Genomic DNA, 13,803 nt, shown 5'->3' with positions numbered 1-13,803 from the left:
GGGGGGCGGGACACACCCACCCCCCTCGGTGAGCCGGAGGCTCAGGAGACGCCGAGCTCCTTGGCGTTGGCCTTGAGGTCCTCAATGCCACCGCACATGAAGAACGCCTGCTCCGGGAAGTGGTCGTACTCACCGTCGCAGATCGAGTTGAACGCGGCGATCGACTCGTCGAGCGGCACGTCCGAACCGTCCAGGCCGGTGAACTGCTTGGCGGCGTGGGTGTTCTGCGACAGGAAGCGCTCGACGCGACGGGCACGGTGGACAACGAGCTTGTCCTCCTCGCCCAGCTCGTCGATACCGAGGATCGCGATGATGTCCTGGAGGTCCTTGTACTTCTGCAGGATTCCCTTGACACGGGTGGCCGTGTCGTAGTGGTCCTGCGTGATGTAGCGCGGGTCCAGGATGCGGGACGTGGAGTCCAGCGGGTCCACGGCCGGGTAGATGCCCTTCTCGGAGATCGGACGGGAGAGAACCGTCGTCGCGTCGAGGTGGGCGAACGTGGTGGCCGGGGCCGGGTCGGTCAGGTCGTCCGCGGGGACGTAGATCGCCTGCATCGAGGTGATCGAGTGACCACGCGTCGAGGTGATGCGCTCCTGGAGCACACCCATCTCGTCGGCCAGGGTCGGCTGGTAACCCACTGCGGACGGCATACGGCCGAGCAGCGTGGAGACCTCGGAACCGGCCTGCGTGAAGCGGAAGATGTTGTCGATGAAGAGCAGCACGTCCTGCTTCTGCACATCGCGGAAGTACTCCGCCATGGTCAGGGCGGACAGGGCCACGCGAAGACGCGTGCCCGGCGGCTCGTCCATCTGGCCGAAGACCAGCGCGGTCTTGTCCAGAACACCGGAGTCCGTCATCTCGTCGATGAGGTCGTTGCCCTCACGGGTGCGCTCACCGACGCCGGCGAACACCGACACACCGTCGTGCAGCTTCGCCACACGCATGATCATTTCCTGGATGAGGACCGTCTTGCCGACGCCCGCACCACCGAACAGACCGATCTTGCCGCCCTTGACGTACGGGGTCAGCAGGTCGACGACCTTCAGGCCGGTCTCGAACATCTCGGTCTTGGACTCGAGCTGGTCGAAGGCCGGGGCCTTGCGGTGGATCGGCCAGCGCTCGGTGATCTGAGCTTCGGCTTCCGGCTCGTTCAGGATCTGACCGAGGGTGTTGAACACCTTGCCCTTGGTGATGTCACCGACGGGGACCATGATGCCCTTGCCCGTGTCGGTCACCGGGGCCTGGCGGACCAGACCGTCGGTGGGCTGCATCGAGATCGCACGGACCACGCCGTCACCCAGGTGCTGGGCGACTTCGAGGGTCAGCGTCTTGCGAGCGCCGTCCTCGGCCGGGTCGTCGACGTCGACGTGCAGTGCGTTGTAGATCTCCGGCATCGCGTCGACGGGGAACTCCACGTCGACGACCGGGCCGATGACCCGGGCGACGCGGCCCGTGGCAGCGGCCGTCTCAACAGTGGTCGTCATTACTTGTCACTCCCCGCGGTCGCGTCGGCCAGAGCACTGGCACCGCCGACGATCTCGCTGATTTCCTGGGTGATTTCGGCCTGGCGGGCCGCGTTGGCAAGCCGGGAGAGGCTCTTGATGAGATCCCCGGCGTTGTCGGTCGCCGACTTCATCGCGCGACGGCGGGCAGCGTGCTCGGAAGCGGCGGCCTGCAGCAGTGCGTTGTAGATACGGCTCTCGACGTAGCGCGGCAGGAGGGCGTCGAGGACGTCCTCCGCCGACGGCTCGAAGTCGAACAGCGGAAGGATCTCGCCCTTCGTACCGCTCTCCTCCGCAACCTTGTCGAGCGACAGCGGCAGCATGCGGTTGTCGACCGCGTTCTGCGTCATCATCGACACGAACTCGGTGAAGACGATGTGCAGTTCGTCGACGCCGCCCTCGGCCGAGTCCTTCTGGATGGCCTCGATCAGCGGCGCGGCGACGTTCTTGGCATCCCCGTACGCCGGGCTGTCGGTGAAGCCGGTCCAGGACTCCGCGACCTTGCGCTCACGGAAGCCGTAGTAGGCGACACCCTTGCGGCCGACGATGTACGTGTCGACCTCCTTGCCCTCACCTGCGAGCCGCTCCCGGAGCCGCTCCGCCGCCTTGATGGCGTTGGAGGAGTAGCCGCCGGCCAGACCGCGGTCGCTCGTGATGAGCAGAACCGCGGCGCGGACCGGGGACTCGGCCTCGGTGGTGAGCGGGTGCTTGGTGGTGGAGCCCGTCGCCACCGCGGTCACCGCGCGGTTCAGCTCGGTTGCGTACGGCATCGAAGCCTGCACCTTGCGCTGCGCCTTGACGATGCGCGACGCGGCGATCATCTCCATCGCCTTGGTGATCTTCTTGGTCGCGGTGACGGCTTGGATGCGGCGCTTGTAAACGCGAAGCTGAGCGCCCATCGATCAGCCCTCGCCCAGAAGCTTGCCGTCCGAGGTCTCGAACTGCTGCTTGAAGGCGGCGATCGCGTCAGCGATCGACTGCAGCGTGTCGTCGGACATCTTGCCGCCCTCGGCGATGCTGGTCAGGAGGTCCTTGCGCTCGCGGCGCAGGTACTCCAGCAGCTCGCTCTCGAAGCGACGGATGTCCTCGACCGGGACGTCGTCCATCTTGCCGGTGGTGCCGGCCCAGACGGAGACGACCTGCTCCTCGACGGGGAAGGGGGCGTACTGCGGCTGCTTCAGCAGCTCGACCATGCGCTTACCGCGCTCCAGCGAAGCCTTGGAGGCCGCGTCCAGGTCGGAACCGAAGGCGGCGAACGCCTCCAGCTCGCGGTACTGGGCGAGGTCCACACGAAGACGGCCGGAGACCTGCTTCATGGCCTTGTGCTGGGCGGAGCCACCGACTCGGGAGACCGAGATACCGACGTTGAGCGCCGGACGCTGACCCGCGTTGAACAGGTCGGACTCCAGGAAGCACTGGCCGTCGGTGATGGAGATGACGTTGGTCGGAATGAACGCCGACACGTCGTTCGCCTTGGTCTCGACGATCGGGAGACCCGTCATCGAGCCCTTGCCCATCTCGTCGGAGAGCTTGGCGCAACGCTCCAGCAGACGCGAGTGCAGGTAGAAGACGTCGCCCGGGTATGCCTCACGGCCCGGCGGGCGGCGCAGCAGCAGCGACACGGCGCGGTAGGCGTCGGCCTGCTTCGACAGGTCGTCGAAGATGATCAGGACGTGCTTGCCGGCGTACATCCAGTGCTGGCCGATGGCCGAACCGGTGTACGGCGCCAGGTACTTGAAGCCGGCCGGGTCGGACGCCGGGGCGGCGACGATGGTCGTGTACTCCAGCGCGCCGGCCTCTTCGAGGGCACCGCGCACCGAGGCGATGGTGGAGCCCTTCTGACCGATGGCGACGTAGATGCAGCGCACCTGCTTGTTCACGTCGCCCGAGCGCCAGTTGTCGCGCTGGTTGATGATCGTGTCGACGGCCAGAGCGGTCTTACCCGTCTGACGGTCGCCAATGATCAGCTGACGCTGGCCGCGGCCGATCGGCACCATGGCGTCGACGGCCTTGTAGCCGGTCTGCATCGGCTCGTGCACCGACTTGCGGACCATGACGCCAGGGGCCTGCAGCTCGAGGGCGCGACGGCTTTCGGTCGCGATCTCGCCGAGACCGTCGATCGGGTTGCCGAGCGGGTCGACGACGCGGCCGAGGTAACCCTCGCCGACGCCGACGGAGAGCACCTCACCGGTGCGCTGCACCGGCTGGCCCTCCTCGATTCCGCTGAACTCGCCGAGGACGATCGCACCGATCTCGCGCTCCTCGAGGTTGAGGGCGAGACCGAGGGTTCCGTCCTCGAACTTCAGCAGCTCGTTCGCCATGGCGGAGGGCAGGCCCTCCACCTTCGCGATGCCGTCGCCGGCAACGCTGACCGTACCGACCTCCTCGCGCGAGGCCGCGTCCGGCTTGTACGACTGGACAAAGTTCTCCAGTGCGTCCCGGATCTCCTCCGGCCGGATCGTGAGCTCCGCCATCTGGGTTCCCTGCTCTCCTTGTTGGGCCCGAAGTTTCTTAAGGGGGTCTGGGGGCGACCCCCAGGAATCTTCTGCAATTTCTGCACGGCCCAACCGGGCCGCTGTTGTTGCTCGTTCAGTTGGTGCTTGTGCGCTGCGCGCTGTCAGCCGGCCATCCGGCGGGTGGCCTCTTCGAGGCGCTCCGCGATCGTGCCGTTGATGACCTCGTCACCGACGCGCACCGAGATCCCGCCGAGGACCGTGGGGTCCACGTCCAGGTTCAGGTGCATCTGCCGGCCGTAGATCTTCGCCAGGGCGGCGCCGAGGCGCTGCTTCTGCCGATCGGACAGCGGTACCGCCGAGGTGACGACGGCGACCATGCGGTCCCTGCGCTCCGCGGCGAGCTTGGCCAGGGAGTCGAGTCCCGCTTCCAGGCTACGTCCACGGGGCTCGGTCACGAGGCGCGTGACAAGTCGCTCGGTGACCGGCTGCGCCTTGCCGCCGAGCAGGCTGCGGAGCAGCTCGCCCTTGGCGGCGGTGGACGCGGTCCGGCTGGTCAGGGCGGAACGCAGTCCCTTGTCGGAACCGACGATCCGGCCGAACCGGAACAGCTCGTCCTCGACGTCGTCGAGTGCACCCGCGCGCTGGGCCGCGGTGAGGTCTGCGGTGTTCGCCAGCTCCTCAACCGAGTCGACCAGGTCACGCGACTGCGACCAGCGGGAGCGGACCATGCCGGAGACCAGGTCCACGGCTTCGCCGCCCACCTGACCGCTCAGCAGCCGTCCGGCCAGCTCGGCCTTGGCCTCGCCGCCCTGCGACGGGTCGGTGAGGACCCGGCGCAGCGATACCTCGCGGTGGAGCAGCGCGGTGACGGCTGCCAGCTCCTCGGCGAGCTTCGCCGCGTCGACCGACGTGTTGTCGGTCAGTGCGTCGAGACGCTCACGTGCGGCAGCCAGCGCCTCGCGGCTCGCTCCGTTCATCGGACAGCCTCGGCCTTCGCCTCGAGCTCATCGAGGAAACGGTCGACGGTGCCGCTCTGCCGGGCGTGGTCCTCGAGGGACTCGCCGACGAGCTTGCCGGCCAGGGCGGTGGCGAGCGTGCCCACGTCCTGACGCAGCGCGGAGGCCGCGGCCTTGCGGTCGGCCTCGATCTGGGCGTGACCGGCGGCGATGATCTCTTCGCGCTGCCGCTGACCTTCCGCCCTCATCTCCTGGATGATGACGACGCCCTGCTCCTGCGCCTCCTGGCGCATACGAGCGGCCTCGTGGCGGGCCTCGGCGAGCTGAGCCTTGTACTGCTCAAGAACGCTCTGTGCCTCGGTCTGGGCCGCATCGGCCTTTTCGATACCGCCTTCGATGGCCTCGCGACGCTCGTCCAGAACCTTGTTGATGTTCGGGAGAAGCTTCCAGGCGAGGAAACCGAAAACGATGAGGAAGGCGATGAGGCCGATGACGAGCTCTGGAATCGGCGGGACGAGGGGATTTTCCATCTCCTCGGCCGCGACCGTAAGCAGCTGGCTCACATCAGTGCCTTTCGTCTAGTTGGCTGGTCGTGGATCCGAAGATCTACTTGCCGTAGACGAACGGCATGACCAGACCGATGAGGGCGAGCGCCTCACAGAAGGCGAAGCCGAGGATCTGGTTGGCGCGGATCAGGCCGGCAGCCTCGGGCTGACGGGCGAGAGCCTGGGTGCCGTTACCGAAGATGATGCCGACGCCGACGCCGGGGCCGATGGCAGCGAGGCCGTAACCGATGGAGCCGAGCGAACCGGAGACAGCGGCAAGGGTCTGGGACATGCCTGTTCTTCCTTTTCTTTACGAACCGGTGGGGGTTGGCCACCGACGACTGTGTGGTCAGGGAGCAGGTGCTCAGTGGTGCTTGGCGAGCGCGCCCTGAATGAAGGTGCAGGTCAGGAGTACGAAGACGTACGCCTGCAGCGCCTGGATGAAGAGCTCGAACGCGGTCATCACGATGACCATCACGAACGAGACGCCGGCGTAGGCGATACCGATGCCGTTGAGCAGGTACCAGCTGGCGATCGTGAACAGCAGCAGGAGGGTGTGACCGGCGAACATGTTCGCGAAGAGTCGCACCGCGTGGGTGAACGGCCTGACCAGCAGGTTCGAGAAGAACTCGATGAACATGGCCAGCGGAAGCACCGGGCCGAGCGACTTGTCGTAGCCCGTGATGTTCTTCCAGCCACCGATGAAGCCGTGGCGCTTGAAGGTCAGGCTGACCCACAGCACGTAGACGATCGCGGCCAGTACAGCCGGGTACGCGATGATCGACGTCACCGGGAACTGGGCGACCGGGATGATCGACCAGAGGTTCATCATCCAGACGAAGAAGAACAGCGAGACGACGAGCGGAACGTACTTCTCGCCCTCGCGCTTGCCGATCGTCTCGTAGACGATGCCGCGGCGGATGAAGTCGTAACCCATCTCCGCGACCGACTGCAGCTTGCCGGGGACCATCTTGGGCTTGCGGAAAGCCGCCCAGAAGAAGCCGACGATGATGAGCGAGCCGAGGAGCGCCAGCAGCATCGGCTTGTTGAAGTACAAGTTGCTGTCCGGGTCACCCCACAGCGGCTCGAACAGGAACGAGTGCAAGCCGGGTGCCGGGAAACCACAACCGTCGAAGATGTGGCAATCGGTCTCGAAGGCGAGCACCTGTGTCGGGTCAGCACTCACCGCGGGCTCCTTCAGCGTGGCGCATAGGTACGGCAACCTCGTTGTGTCGGCGCGGCGCGCAGCCGCGGTTCGGCACTGGACTGGTGTTACGGATGTGTGAGCGGCAGTCAGGCATTGAGCCTCGCGATCGAGCAGGCGTCAGCTCACATGCCCGCGCCCGCAGTGCCGCAGTTGGAACCGGACGATAGCAGGGTCCCGAACCTGTGCTTATTCCGCCCCTACCCTTCACGTCGACGACCCCGTGTTCCCGGGCTTGTCACCCTTGTCCTTGTCGGACTCGGGCTCGACGTAGAGGATCTTGGCCTTCATGTGCGCACGCGCCTGTGCGCCGATCCACACGAGAGTCGTCGCGACCAGCGTGATCGCGAAGGCCTTCGGGTTGAACACCTCGGTGTCCTTGAACGCGGCGACGAAAATGAACAGCAGCAGGAGCTGTGCCGTATACAGCATCAGCCCCATCGCCTGGAACAGGTGCGGGAGGGACCTGGCGGTCCGTTGCAGAACGATCAGCCCGATCCCCATGAAGAGGATCACCACCAGCGTCGCAACGACCGCGCCCAGGACTCCCTTGCCACCGGCGACCGCACCGCTGATCGCAGCGGCGACAGCGCCGGCGGCAGCAGTGGGTACGGCGGCCTGGAGGAGAGTCCGGACGTCGTTGGACGGCATGGCGGCAGCTCCGCTTTACAGGGGGATGGGCAGTGGTGTCGTCATGGACGAGCGTAGGCCCGGTGCGAGTCGTTGCTCGGCCAATGGACCCTCTTACCAAGGTCCTTCGGCTCTATCACCAGGTCTCGTGAACGGTATCACAAACTATTTGATGAGGTCTTTACCTGAAAAGTGTGCCAACTGTCACACATGAGAGTGACCCTGCGCGTTTGCGCGCGACAAGGCAACGCATTGTCTGGTAATGGGCATTGATGCCCGAAACGTCAACGCGATGAATCAGCCCTGCGCCGGTCGTGCGTACGCGCGTGGGAGCCGATCGCTGTCGCTCCGTTGACGCCCGAGACCCCGACGGCCACCGGGGTCCGCTCAGGAGGTTCCGGCGCCATCTGCGGTTCGTCCGGGCCCTGTTGCCCATGGGCGACGACCCGTTCCGACCTGGCGGCGTGCCTGCGGCGCCGGTAGCGGGGCGGTACGAAGGAGTCGGCCCAGTCCGGGGTGCGGGGCGTGAAGCGGGGCATCAGCAGCAGGATCAGGCCCACCGCGCTCGCCCCCATGATCGTGAGCACGATCCACATCGACGCCGAGTGGACCGAGTACCCCACCGCACCGAAGGCGATCAGCGCGGACCAGAAGTACATGATCATGACGGCCCGGCTGTGCGAGTGGCCGATCTCCAGCAGCCGGTGGTGCAGATGCCCGCGGTCGGCGGCGAACGGCGACTGACCGTTCCAGGTGCGCCGCACGATCGCCAGCACCAGGTCGGCGGCCGGGATCGCGATGATCGTCAGCGGCAGGAGCAGCGGGATGAAGACCGGCAGCATCGCGTGGGTCGCCTGCCGCTCGCTGCCCTCGAACAGCTTCATGTTGTCCGGGTCCACCTGACCGGTGACGGAGATCGCACCCGCGGCGAGGACCAGACCGATCAGCATCGATCCGGAGTCGCCCATGAAGATCCGCGCGGGGTGCATGTTGTGCGGCAGGAACCCGAGGCACATGCCCATCAGAATCGCCGCGAAGAGCGTCGCGGGGGCGGCCGCCTCGATCCCGTACCCGTACCAGAGCCGGTAGGTGTAGAGGAAGAACGCCGCGGAGGCGATGCACACCATGCCGGCCGCGAGACCGTCCAGGCCGTCCACGAAGTTGACCGCGTTGATGGTGATGACGACCAGCGCGACCGTGAGCAGCGTGCCCTGCCACTGGGTGAGGGCGACCGTGCCCACTCCGGGGATCGGCAGCCACAGGACCGTGAGGCCCTGGATGACCATGACGCCGGCGGCGATCATCTGCCCGCCGAGCTTGATCAGCGCGTCGAGTTCGAACTTGTCGTCCAGGACACCGATCAGCCAGATCAGCGCGGCGCCGGAGAGCAACGCCCTCGGCTCGTTGGAGAGTTCGAAGACGTCCGTGAGGTTGTTCAGATGGGCGGCGACGATCAGTCCCGCGCACAGTCCGCCGAACATGGCGATGCCACCGAGCCGCGGTGTCGGTTCTCGGTGTACGTCACGCGCACGGATCGCGGGCATGGCCCCGATCGCGATGGCGAACTTTCGCACCGGCCCGGTCAGCAGATAGGTAACTGCGGCCGTGACACAGAGCGTCAGCAGGTAATCACGCACGGGCTGCCCCACAGAAATCGCCGGCCATCTCAGCCCCACACCCTAGCCTCAAGAACAAGGACTCCACGGTACGGGAGATGGTTGCACCTGCTTCGCCTACCCCGGATAGGGGGGATTCCTCTCCGTGAGTTCCCGCACCTCCGCCAGCAGATGGCCGGCGTCACCGGCCTCCCGGACCGCGGCGCCGAAGAGCACCGCGATCCGCGCCATGTCGGCCTCGTCCATGCCCTGGGTGGTGACGGCGGCCGTGCCCAGCCTGATGCCCCGGGCGTCACCGTAGGGCAGGGCGCAGGTGTCCAGGACCATGCCCGCCGCCGCCAGCCGCTCACGGGCGGTACGGCCGTCGACCCCCAGGGGGGCCGGGTCCGCGACGATCAGATGGGTGTCGGTGCCCTCGGTGGTGACGTCGAAGCCCTCGTCCTCCAGACCGGCGGCGAGCACGCGAGCGTGGGCCACCACCTGATGGGCGTACAGCGCGAACGCCGGAGTCGCCGCCTCACCGAAGGCGACGGCCTTCGCCGCGACCGTGTGCATCTGGGCGCCGCCCTGGGTGAACGGGAACACCGCGCGGTCGATCCGCTCCGCCAGTTCCGGACCGCACAGGATCATGCCGCCGCGCGGCCCCCGCAGCACCTTGTGCGTGGTCGCGCAGACCACGTCCGCGTACGGCACGGGGCTGGGCGCCGCTCCCCCGGCGATCAGGCCCATGGGGTGGGCGGCATCGGCGATCAGATAGGCACCGACCTCGTCGGCGATCTCCCGGAACAGCTCGTAGTCGGGATGACGGGGGTACGAAATGGAACCGCACACGATGGCCTTGGGGCGCCGGGCCCGGGCCAGGGCGCGGACCTGCGCGTAGTCGATCAGACCGCTGTCGGGGTCCACGCCGTAGCCGACGAACTCGAACCAGCGCCCGGAGAAGTTGGCGGGCGAGCCATGGGTGAGGTGCCCCCCGTACGGGAGTCCCATGGCCAGCACGGTGTCGCCGGGGCGCAGCAGGGCGGCATAGGCGGCGAGCACGGCCGAGGAGCCGGAGTGCGGCTGGACGTTGGCGTGCTCGGCGCCGAACAGGGCGGTGGCGCGGTGGATCGCGATCCGTTCGGCGGCGTCCGCCTGTTCGCAGCCGCCGTGGTGACGGGCGCCGGGGTAGCCCTCGGCGTACTTGTTGGCGAGCGGCGAGCCGAGGGCGGCGAGGACCGCGGGCGAGGTGAAGTTCTCGGCGGCGATCAGCTGGAGGGTGCCCGCCTGCCGGTTCACCTCCCCCAGCAGCACGTCGGCGATCTCCGGGTCCTCCCGGAGCAGGGCGCCGAAGTCCTGCGGGAGGGCTGTGCGCGAGCGGGACACGGCCGCGGGTGCGGCTGGAGTGGTGACCGGCATCTGACGGCTCCGGGCCTGGGGAGGGGTGGGCTCTCTCCGACCAATGTAGGCCCGTGCGTGGACCGCTGCCCGCTGCCGGACGGCCCGGTACCGCCGGTCGGCGCAGGGTCAGTGCGGGGTCTGTACGCCCGTCAGGGCGGTCACCACCGGGTCGAGTGCCTGGTTGATCTCGTCGCCGATGGAACGGAAGAACGTGATCGGGGCGCCGTACGGGTCGTACACCTCGTCCGCCTCGGCGGTGGGCGCCAGCAGCCAGCCGCGCAGCGCCGCCGCCGCGCGCACCAGGGCGCGGGCGCGCTCGACGACACCCTCGTCGCGCGGGTCGGGGAGGGTGGCGGGGTCTATGGCCCGGACCAGCCGGGTGAACTCCTTGAGGGTGAACGTCCGCAGCCCGGCCGAATGGCCCATGGAGATCACCTGGGCCCGGTGGTCGCGGGTGGCGGTGAGCACGAGGTCGGCGCGGATCACGTGCTCGTCGAGCAGTTCGCGGCCGACGAAGCCGGTGGCGTCCGCGCCGAAGTCGGCGAGGACGATCTCGGCGTTGGCCTCCATGGGGGCGCCTTCGTGCCCCCAGGTGCCCGCGCTCTCCACGATCAGGCCGCCGCTGAGCGGATCGCCGAGGCGGTCCACCAGGGCATGGCGGGTCAGCCGCTCGGTGATCGGTGAGCGGCAGACATTGCCTGTGCTGACGTGGAGGATGCGGAAAGTGTCGGTCTGCCCCGCTATGCCACGCCCCTCAGGGGCGGTCAATTGGCCACCTCGAGGTCGGGTACTACCTTGCGCAGCTCCTCTACGGAGAGCGCGCCGGCGCGCAGCAGGACCGGGATCTTGCCCGTGACGTCGACGATGGAGGACGGCACGATGCCGGGCGTCGGGCCGCCGTCGAGGTAGACGGAGACGGAGTCGCCCAGCATCTCCTGGGCGGCGTCGCAGTCCTCCGGCGAGGGGTGTCCGGTGAGGTTGGCACTGGAGACGGCCATCGGGCCGACCTCGGTGAGCAGCTCGATGGCCACCGGGTGCAGGGGCATCCGGATGGCGACGGTGCCGTGGGTGTCGCCGAGGTCCCACTGGAGCGAGGGCTGGTGCTTGGCGACGAGGGTGAGCGCGCCGGGCCAGAACGCGTCGACGAGCTCCCACGCCTGCTCGGAGAAGTCGGTGACCAGGCCGTGCAGGGTGTTCGGGGAGCCGATCAGGACGGGCGTCGGCATATTGCGGCCGCGGCCCTTGGCGTCGAGCAGATCGCTGACGCCCTCGGAGCTGAAGGCATCCGCACCGATCCCGTACACGGTGTCGGTGGGCAGCACGACCAGTTCGCCGCGGCGGACGGCGGACGCGGCCTCACGCAGGCCGGTCGTACGGTCGGTCGCGTCGTTGCAGTCGTATCGCCGTGCCATCAGCCGGCCTCCTCAAGCATGTACGGGTATGGCGGGTACGGGTCGTGCGGGTGCGGGTCACCGGTCACGGCATGGCCTTGCGGGCGGTCGCGAATCGGGGCCGGTTGTTCAGGTCAGGGTGGTCGGCCGCGTCGGCCCAGCCCCGCTCCTCGGTGAAGATCCACGGCACCTGGCCGCCCTGGGTGTCGGCGTGCTCGATGACGACGAGGCCGCCGGGGCGCAGCAGGCGGTGTGCGGTCCGCTCGATGGACCGGATGGTGTCGAGGCCGTCCTCGCCGGAGAAGAGCGCCATCTCCGGGTCGTGGTCACGGGCCTCGGGTGCCACGTACTCCCACTCGGTGAGCGGGATGTAGGGCGGGTTGGAGATGACCAGGTCGACCTGGCCGTCGAGCTCGGGAAGGGCCGTTGCGGCGTCTCCCCGGTGGACGGTGACCCTGGACCCCTCGGCGTTCTTCCTGGTCCATTTGAGGGCGTCCTCGGACAGCTCCACGCCGTGCACACGCGAGCGCGGCACCTCCTGCGCCATCGCGAGGGCGATGGCGCCCGACCCCGTGCAGAGATCGACGATGAGCGGTTCGACGACGTCCATCGCGCGGACGGCGTCTATGGCCCAGCCGACGACGGACTCGGTCTCCGGGCGGGGCACGAAGACGCCGGGACCCACCTGGAGCTCCAGGTAGCGGAAGAAGGCGCGGCCGGTGATGTGCTGGAGGGGTTCGCGGGCCTCGCGGCGGGCGATCGTCTCCCAGTAGCGGGCGTCGAAGTCCCGGTCCGCCACGTTGTGCAGCTCGCCCCGCTTGACGCCGTGCACGAACGCGGCGAGTTCCTCGGCATCGAATCGCGGTGAAGGGACACCGGCGTCGGCCAGCCGCTGGGTGGCCTGGGCCACCTCGGCGAGCAGCAGGTTCATCGCGGTTCTCCGTACGGGGGTTACGGGCGGGGCGGGGCGTGGTTACGCGTTGGCGAGCTTGGCGGCCGAGTCGGCGTCGACGCATGCCTGGATCACGGCGTCGAGGTCACCGTCGAGCACCTGGTCCAAGTTGTACGCCTTGAAGCCGACGCGGTGGTCCGAGATGCGGTTTTCCGGGAAGTTGTACGTACGGATCTTCTCGGAGCGGTCGACGGTACGGACCTGGCTGCGGCGGACGTCGGAGGCTTCCTGCTCGGCCGCTTCCTGGGCCGCGGCGAGGAGCCGCGAGCGCAGGATGCGCATGGCCTGCTCCTTGTTCTGGAGCTGGCTCTTCTCGTTCTGGCAGGAGGCGACGACGCCGGTCGGCAGGTGCGTGATGCGGACCGCGGAGTCGGTCGTGTTGACGGACTGGCCGCCGGGACCGGAGGAGCGGTAGACGTCGATGCGCAGGTCGTTGGCGTGGATCTCGACGTCGACCTCCTCGGCCTCGGGGGTGACGAGCACACCGGCGGCCGAGGTGTGGATGCGGCCCTGGGACTCGGTGGAGGGCACGCGCTGCACGCGGTGCACTCCGCCCTCGTACTTCATCCGGGCCCACACGCCCTGGCCGGGCTCGGTGGCACCGTTGCCGCCCTTGGTCTTCACGGCGACCTGGACGTCCTTGTACCCGCCGAGCTCGGACTCGGTGGAGTCGATGATCTCGGTCTTCCAGCCGACGCGCTCGGCGTAGCGCAGATACATGCGCAGCAGGTCACCGGCGAACAGGGCCGACTCGTCGCCGCCCGCGCCCGCCTTGATCTCCAGGAGCACGTCCTTGTCGTCGCTGGGGTCGCGCGGGACCAGGAGGAGGCGGAGCTTCTCGGTGAGTGCTTCGCGCTGCTTCTCCAGGTCCTTCACCTCGGCGGCGAAGTCCGGGTCGTCGGCGGCGAACTCGCGAGCGGTCTCGATGTCGTCGCCGGTGCGCTTCCAGGACTGGTACGTGGAGACGATCGGGGTCAGCTCCGCGTAGCGCTTGTTGAGCTTGCGCGCGTTGGCCTGGTCCGCGTGGACCGACGGGTCGGCGAGCTTCTTCTCGAGATCGGCGTGTTCACCGATCAGTTCCTCGACCGCCTCGAACATCGGGGGCTCCTGGTTGGTTACGTCGACGGGCCTGCTGAAGGGCGTGCTGTCCGGCGGTTGCGGGGGCTTCCCC

The 13,803-nt window shown here is 68.1% G+C and carries 14 protein-coding genes; all 14 read right to left on the bottom strand.

Annotated elements, in window-relative coordinates; all coding sequences use genetic code 11:
- Window positions 1-41 precede the first annotated feature (41 nt).
- The 14 genes from atpD to prfA all read right to left on the bottom strand — a co-directional run bounded on the left by atpD (window position 42) and on the right by prfA (window position 13,730).
- Complete coding sequence (gene atpD, locus AC07FA_RS15310) at window positions 42-1,484, bottom strand: F0F1 ATP synthase subunit beta (protein WP_443036719.1); 1,443 nt, start codon at window positions 1,482-1,484, stop codon at window positions 42-44.
- Window positions 1,484-2,401, bottom strand: a complete 918-nt coding sequence (locus AC07FA_RS15305; protein WP_328905911.1) for a F0F1 ATP synthase subunit gamma — start codon at window positions 2,399-2,401, stop codon at window positions 1,484-1,486. The genes atpD and AC07FA_RS15305 overlap by 1 nt, the downstream gene beginning before the upstream one ends.
- 3 nt (window positions 2,402-2,404) lie before the next feature.
- Window positions 2,405-3,976: a F0F1 ATP synthase subunit alpha gene (gene atpA, locus AC07FA_RS15300; RefSeq protein ID WP_328905910.1), complete on the bottom strand. Its 1,572-nt coding sequence runs from the start codon at window positions 3,974-3,976 to the stop codon at window positions 2,405-2,407.
- 143 nt (window positions 3,977-4,119) lie between these two features.
- On the bottom strand, window positions 4,120-4,935 hold the full coding sequence (locus AC07FA_RS15295) for a F0F1 ATP synthase subunit delta (RefSeq protein ID WP_479075801.1): 816 nt from the start codon (window positions 4,933-4,935) through the stop codon (window positions 4,120-4,122).
- Window positions 4,932-5,477, bottom strand: a complete 546-nt coding sequence (locus AC07FA_RS15290) for a F0F1 ATP synthase subunit B (protein ID WP_479075799.1) — start codon at window positions 5,475-5,477, stop codon at window positions 4,932-4,934. The genes AC07FA_RS15295 and AC07FA_RS15290 overlap by 4 nt, the downstream gene beginning before the upstream one ends.
- A 43-nt stretch (window positions 5,478-5,520) precedes the next feature.
- On the bottom strand, window positions 5,521-5,751 hold the full coding sequence (atpE, locus tag AC07FA_RS15285) for an ATP synthase F0 subunit C (RefSeq protein WP_024884520.1): 231 nt from the start codon (window positions 5,749-5,751) through the stop codon (window positions 5,521-5,523).
- A gap of 72 nt (window positions 5,752-5,823) precedes the next feature.
- Window positions 5,824-6,645: a F0F1 ATP synthase subunit A gene (gene atpB, locus AC07FA_RS15280; protein WP_479075797.1), complete on the bottom strand. Its 822-nt coding sequence runs from the start codon at window positions 6,643-6,645 to the stop codon at window positions 5,824-5,826.
- 225 nt (window positions 6,646-6,870) lie between these two features.
- Window positions 6,871-7,314: a hypothetical protein gene (locus tag AC07FA_RS15275; protein ID WP_479075796.1), complete on the bottom strand. Its 444-nt coding sequence runs from the start codon at window positions 7,312-7,314 to the stop codon at window positions 6,871-6,873.
- A 263-nt stretch (window positions 7,315-7,577) separates the two neighbouring features.
- Window positions 7,578-8,942, bottom strand: coding sequence for an MraY family glycosyltransferase (locus AC07FA_RS15270; protein ID WP_479075794.1), 1,365 nt, complete (start codon window positions 8,940-8,942; stop codon window positions 7,578-7,580).
- 84 nt (window positions 8,943-9,026) lie between these two features.
- A complete protein-coding gene (locus tag AC07FA_RS15265) occupies window positions 9,027-10,307 on the bottom strand; it encodes a serine hydroxymethyltransferase (RefSeq protein ID WP_479075793.1) in 1,281 nt (426 codons plus the stop codon).
- A gap of 108 nt (window positions 10,308-10,415) precedes the next feature.
- Window positions 10,416-11,057, bottom strand: a complete 642-nt coding sequence (locus AC07FA_RS15260; RefSeq protein ID WP_479075792.1) for an arsenate reductase/protein-tyrosine-phosphatase family protein — start codon at window positions 11,055-11,057, stop codon at window positions 10,416-10,418.
- On the bottom strand, window positions 11,054-11,701 hold the full coding sequence (locus AC07FA_RS15255) for an L-threonylcarbamoyladenylate synthase (protein ID WP_453528552.1): 648 nt from the start codon (window positions 11,699-11,701) through the stop codon (window positions 11,054-11,056). The genes AC07FA_RS15260 and AC07FA_RS15255 overlap by 4 nt, the downstream gene beginning before the upstream one ends.
- A 64-nt stretch (window positions 11,702-11,765) precedes the next feature.
- The gene (prmC, locus tag AC07FA_RS15250; RefSeq protein ID WP_479075791.1) at window positions 11,766-12,611 is read right to left on the bottom strand and encodes a peptide chain release factor N(5)-glutamine methyltransferase; all 846 of its coding nucleotides are present in this window, start codon (window positions 12,609-12,611) and stop codon (window positions 11,766-11,768) included.
- A 42-nt stretch (window positions 12,612-12,653) separates the two neighbouring features.
- Window positions 12,654-13,730 carry a peptide chain release factor 1 gene (gene prfA, locus AC07FA_RS15245; RefSeq protein ID WP_479075790.1) on the bottom strand — a complete coding sequence of 359 codons (1,077 nt, stop codon included), beginning with the start codon at window positions 13,728-13,730 and terminating at the stop codon, window positions 12,654-12,656.
- Window positions 13,731-13,803: the final 73 nt, after the last annotated feature.

This window comes from Streptomyces sp. NPDC045968, from assembly GCF_056430475.1.
This window is presented reverse-complemented; position numbering and strand designations above follow the sequence as displayed.

What these genes read in the sequence shown, in the direction of transcription:
- atpD (WP_443036719.1), bottom strand. Translation starts at nt 1,484, where the DNA reads ATGACGACCACTGTTGAGACGGCCGCTGCCACGGGCCGCGTCGCCCGG.
- AC07FA_RS15305 (WP_328905911.1), bottom strand. Translation starts at nt 2,401, where the DNA reads ATGGGCGCTCAGCTTCGCGTTTACAAGCGCCGCATCCAAGCCGTCACC.
- atpA (WP_328905910.1), bottom strand. Translation starts at nt 3,976, where the DNA reads ATGGCGGAGCTCACGATCCGGCCGGAGGAGATCCGGGACGCACTGGAG.
- AC07FA_RS15295 (WP_479075801.1), bottom strand. Translation starts at nt 4,935, where the DNA reads ATGAACGGAGCGAGCCGCGAGGCGCTGGCTGCCGCACGTGAGCGTCTC.
- atpE (WP_024884520.1), bottom strand. Translation starts at nt 5,751, where the DNA reads ATGTCCCAGACCCTTGCCGCTGTCTCCGGTTCGCTCGGCTCCATCGGT.
- AC07FA_RS15275 (WP_479075796.1), bottom strand. Translation starts at nt 7,314, where the DNA reads ATGCCGTCCAACGACGTCCGGACTCTCCTCCAGGCCGCCGTACCCACT.
- AC07FA_RS15265 (WP_479075793.1), bottom strand. Translation starts at nt 10,307, where the DNA reads ATGCCGGTCACCACTCCAGCCGCACCCGCGGCCGTGTCCCGCTCGCGC.
- AC07FA_RS15255 (WP_453528552.1), bottom strand. Translation starts at nt 11,701, where the DNA reads ATGGCACGGCGATACGACTGCAACGACGCGACCGACCGTACGACCGGC.
- prmC (WP_479075791.1), bottom strand. Translation starts at nt 12,611, where the DNA reads ATGAACCTGCTGCTCGCCGAGGTGGCCCAGGCCACCCAGCGGCTGGCC.
- prfA (WP_479075790.1), bottom strand. Translation starts at nt 13,730, where the DNA reads ATGTTCGAGGCGGTCGAGGAACTGATCGGTGAACACGCCGATCTCGAG.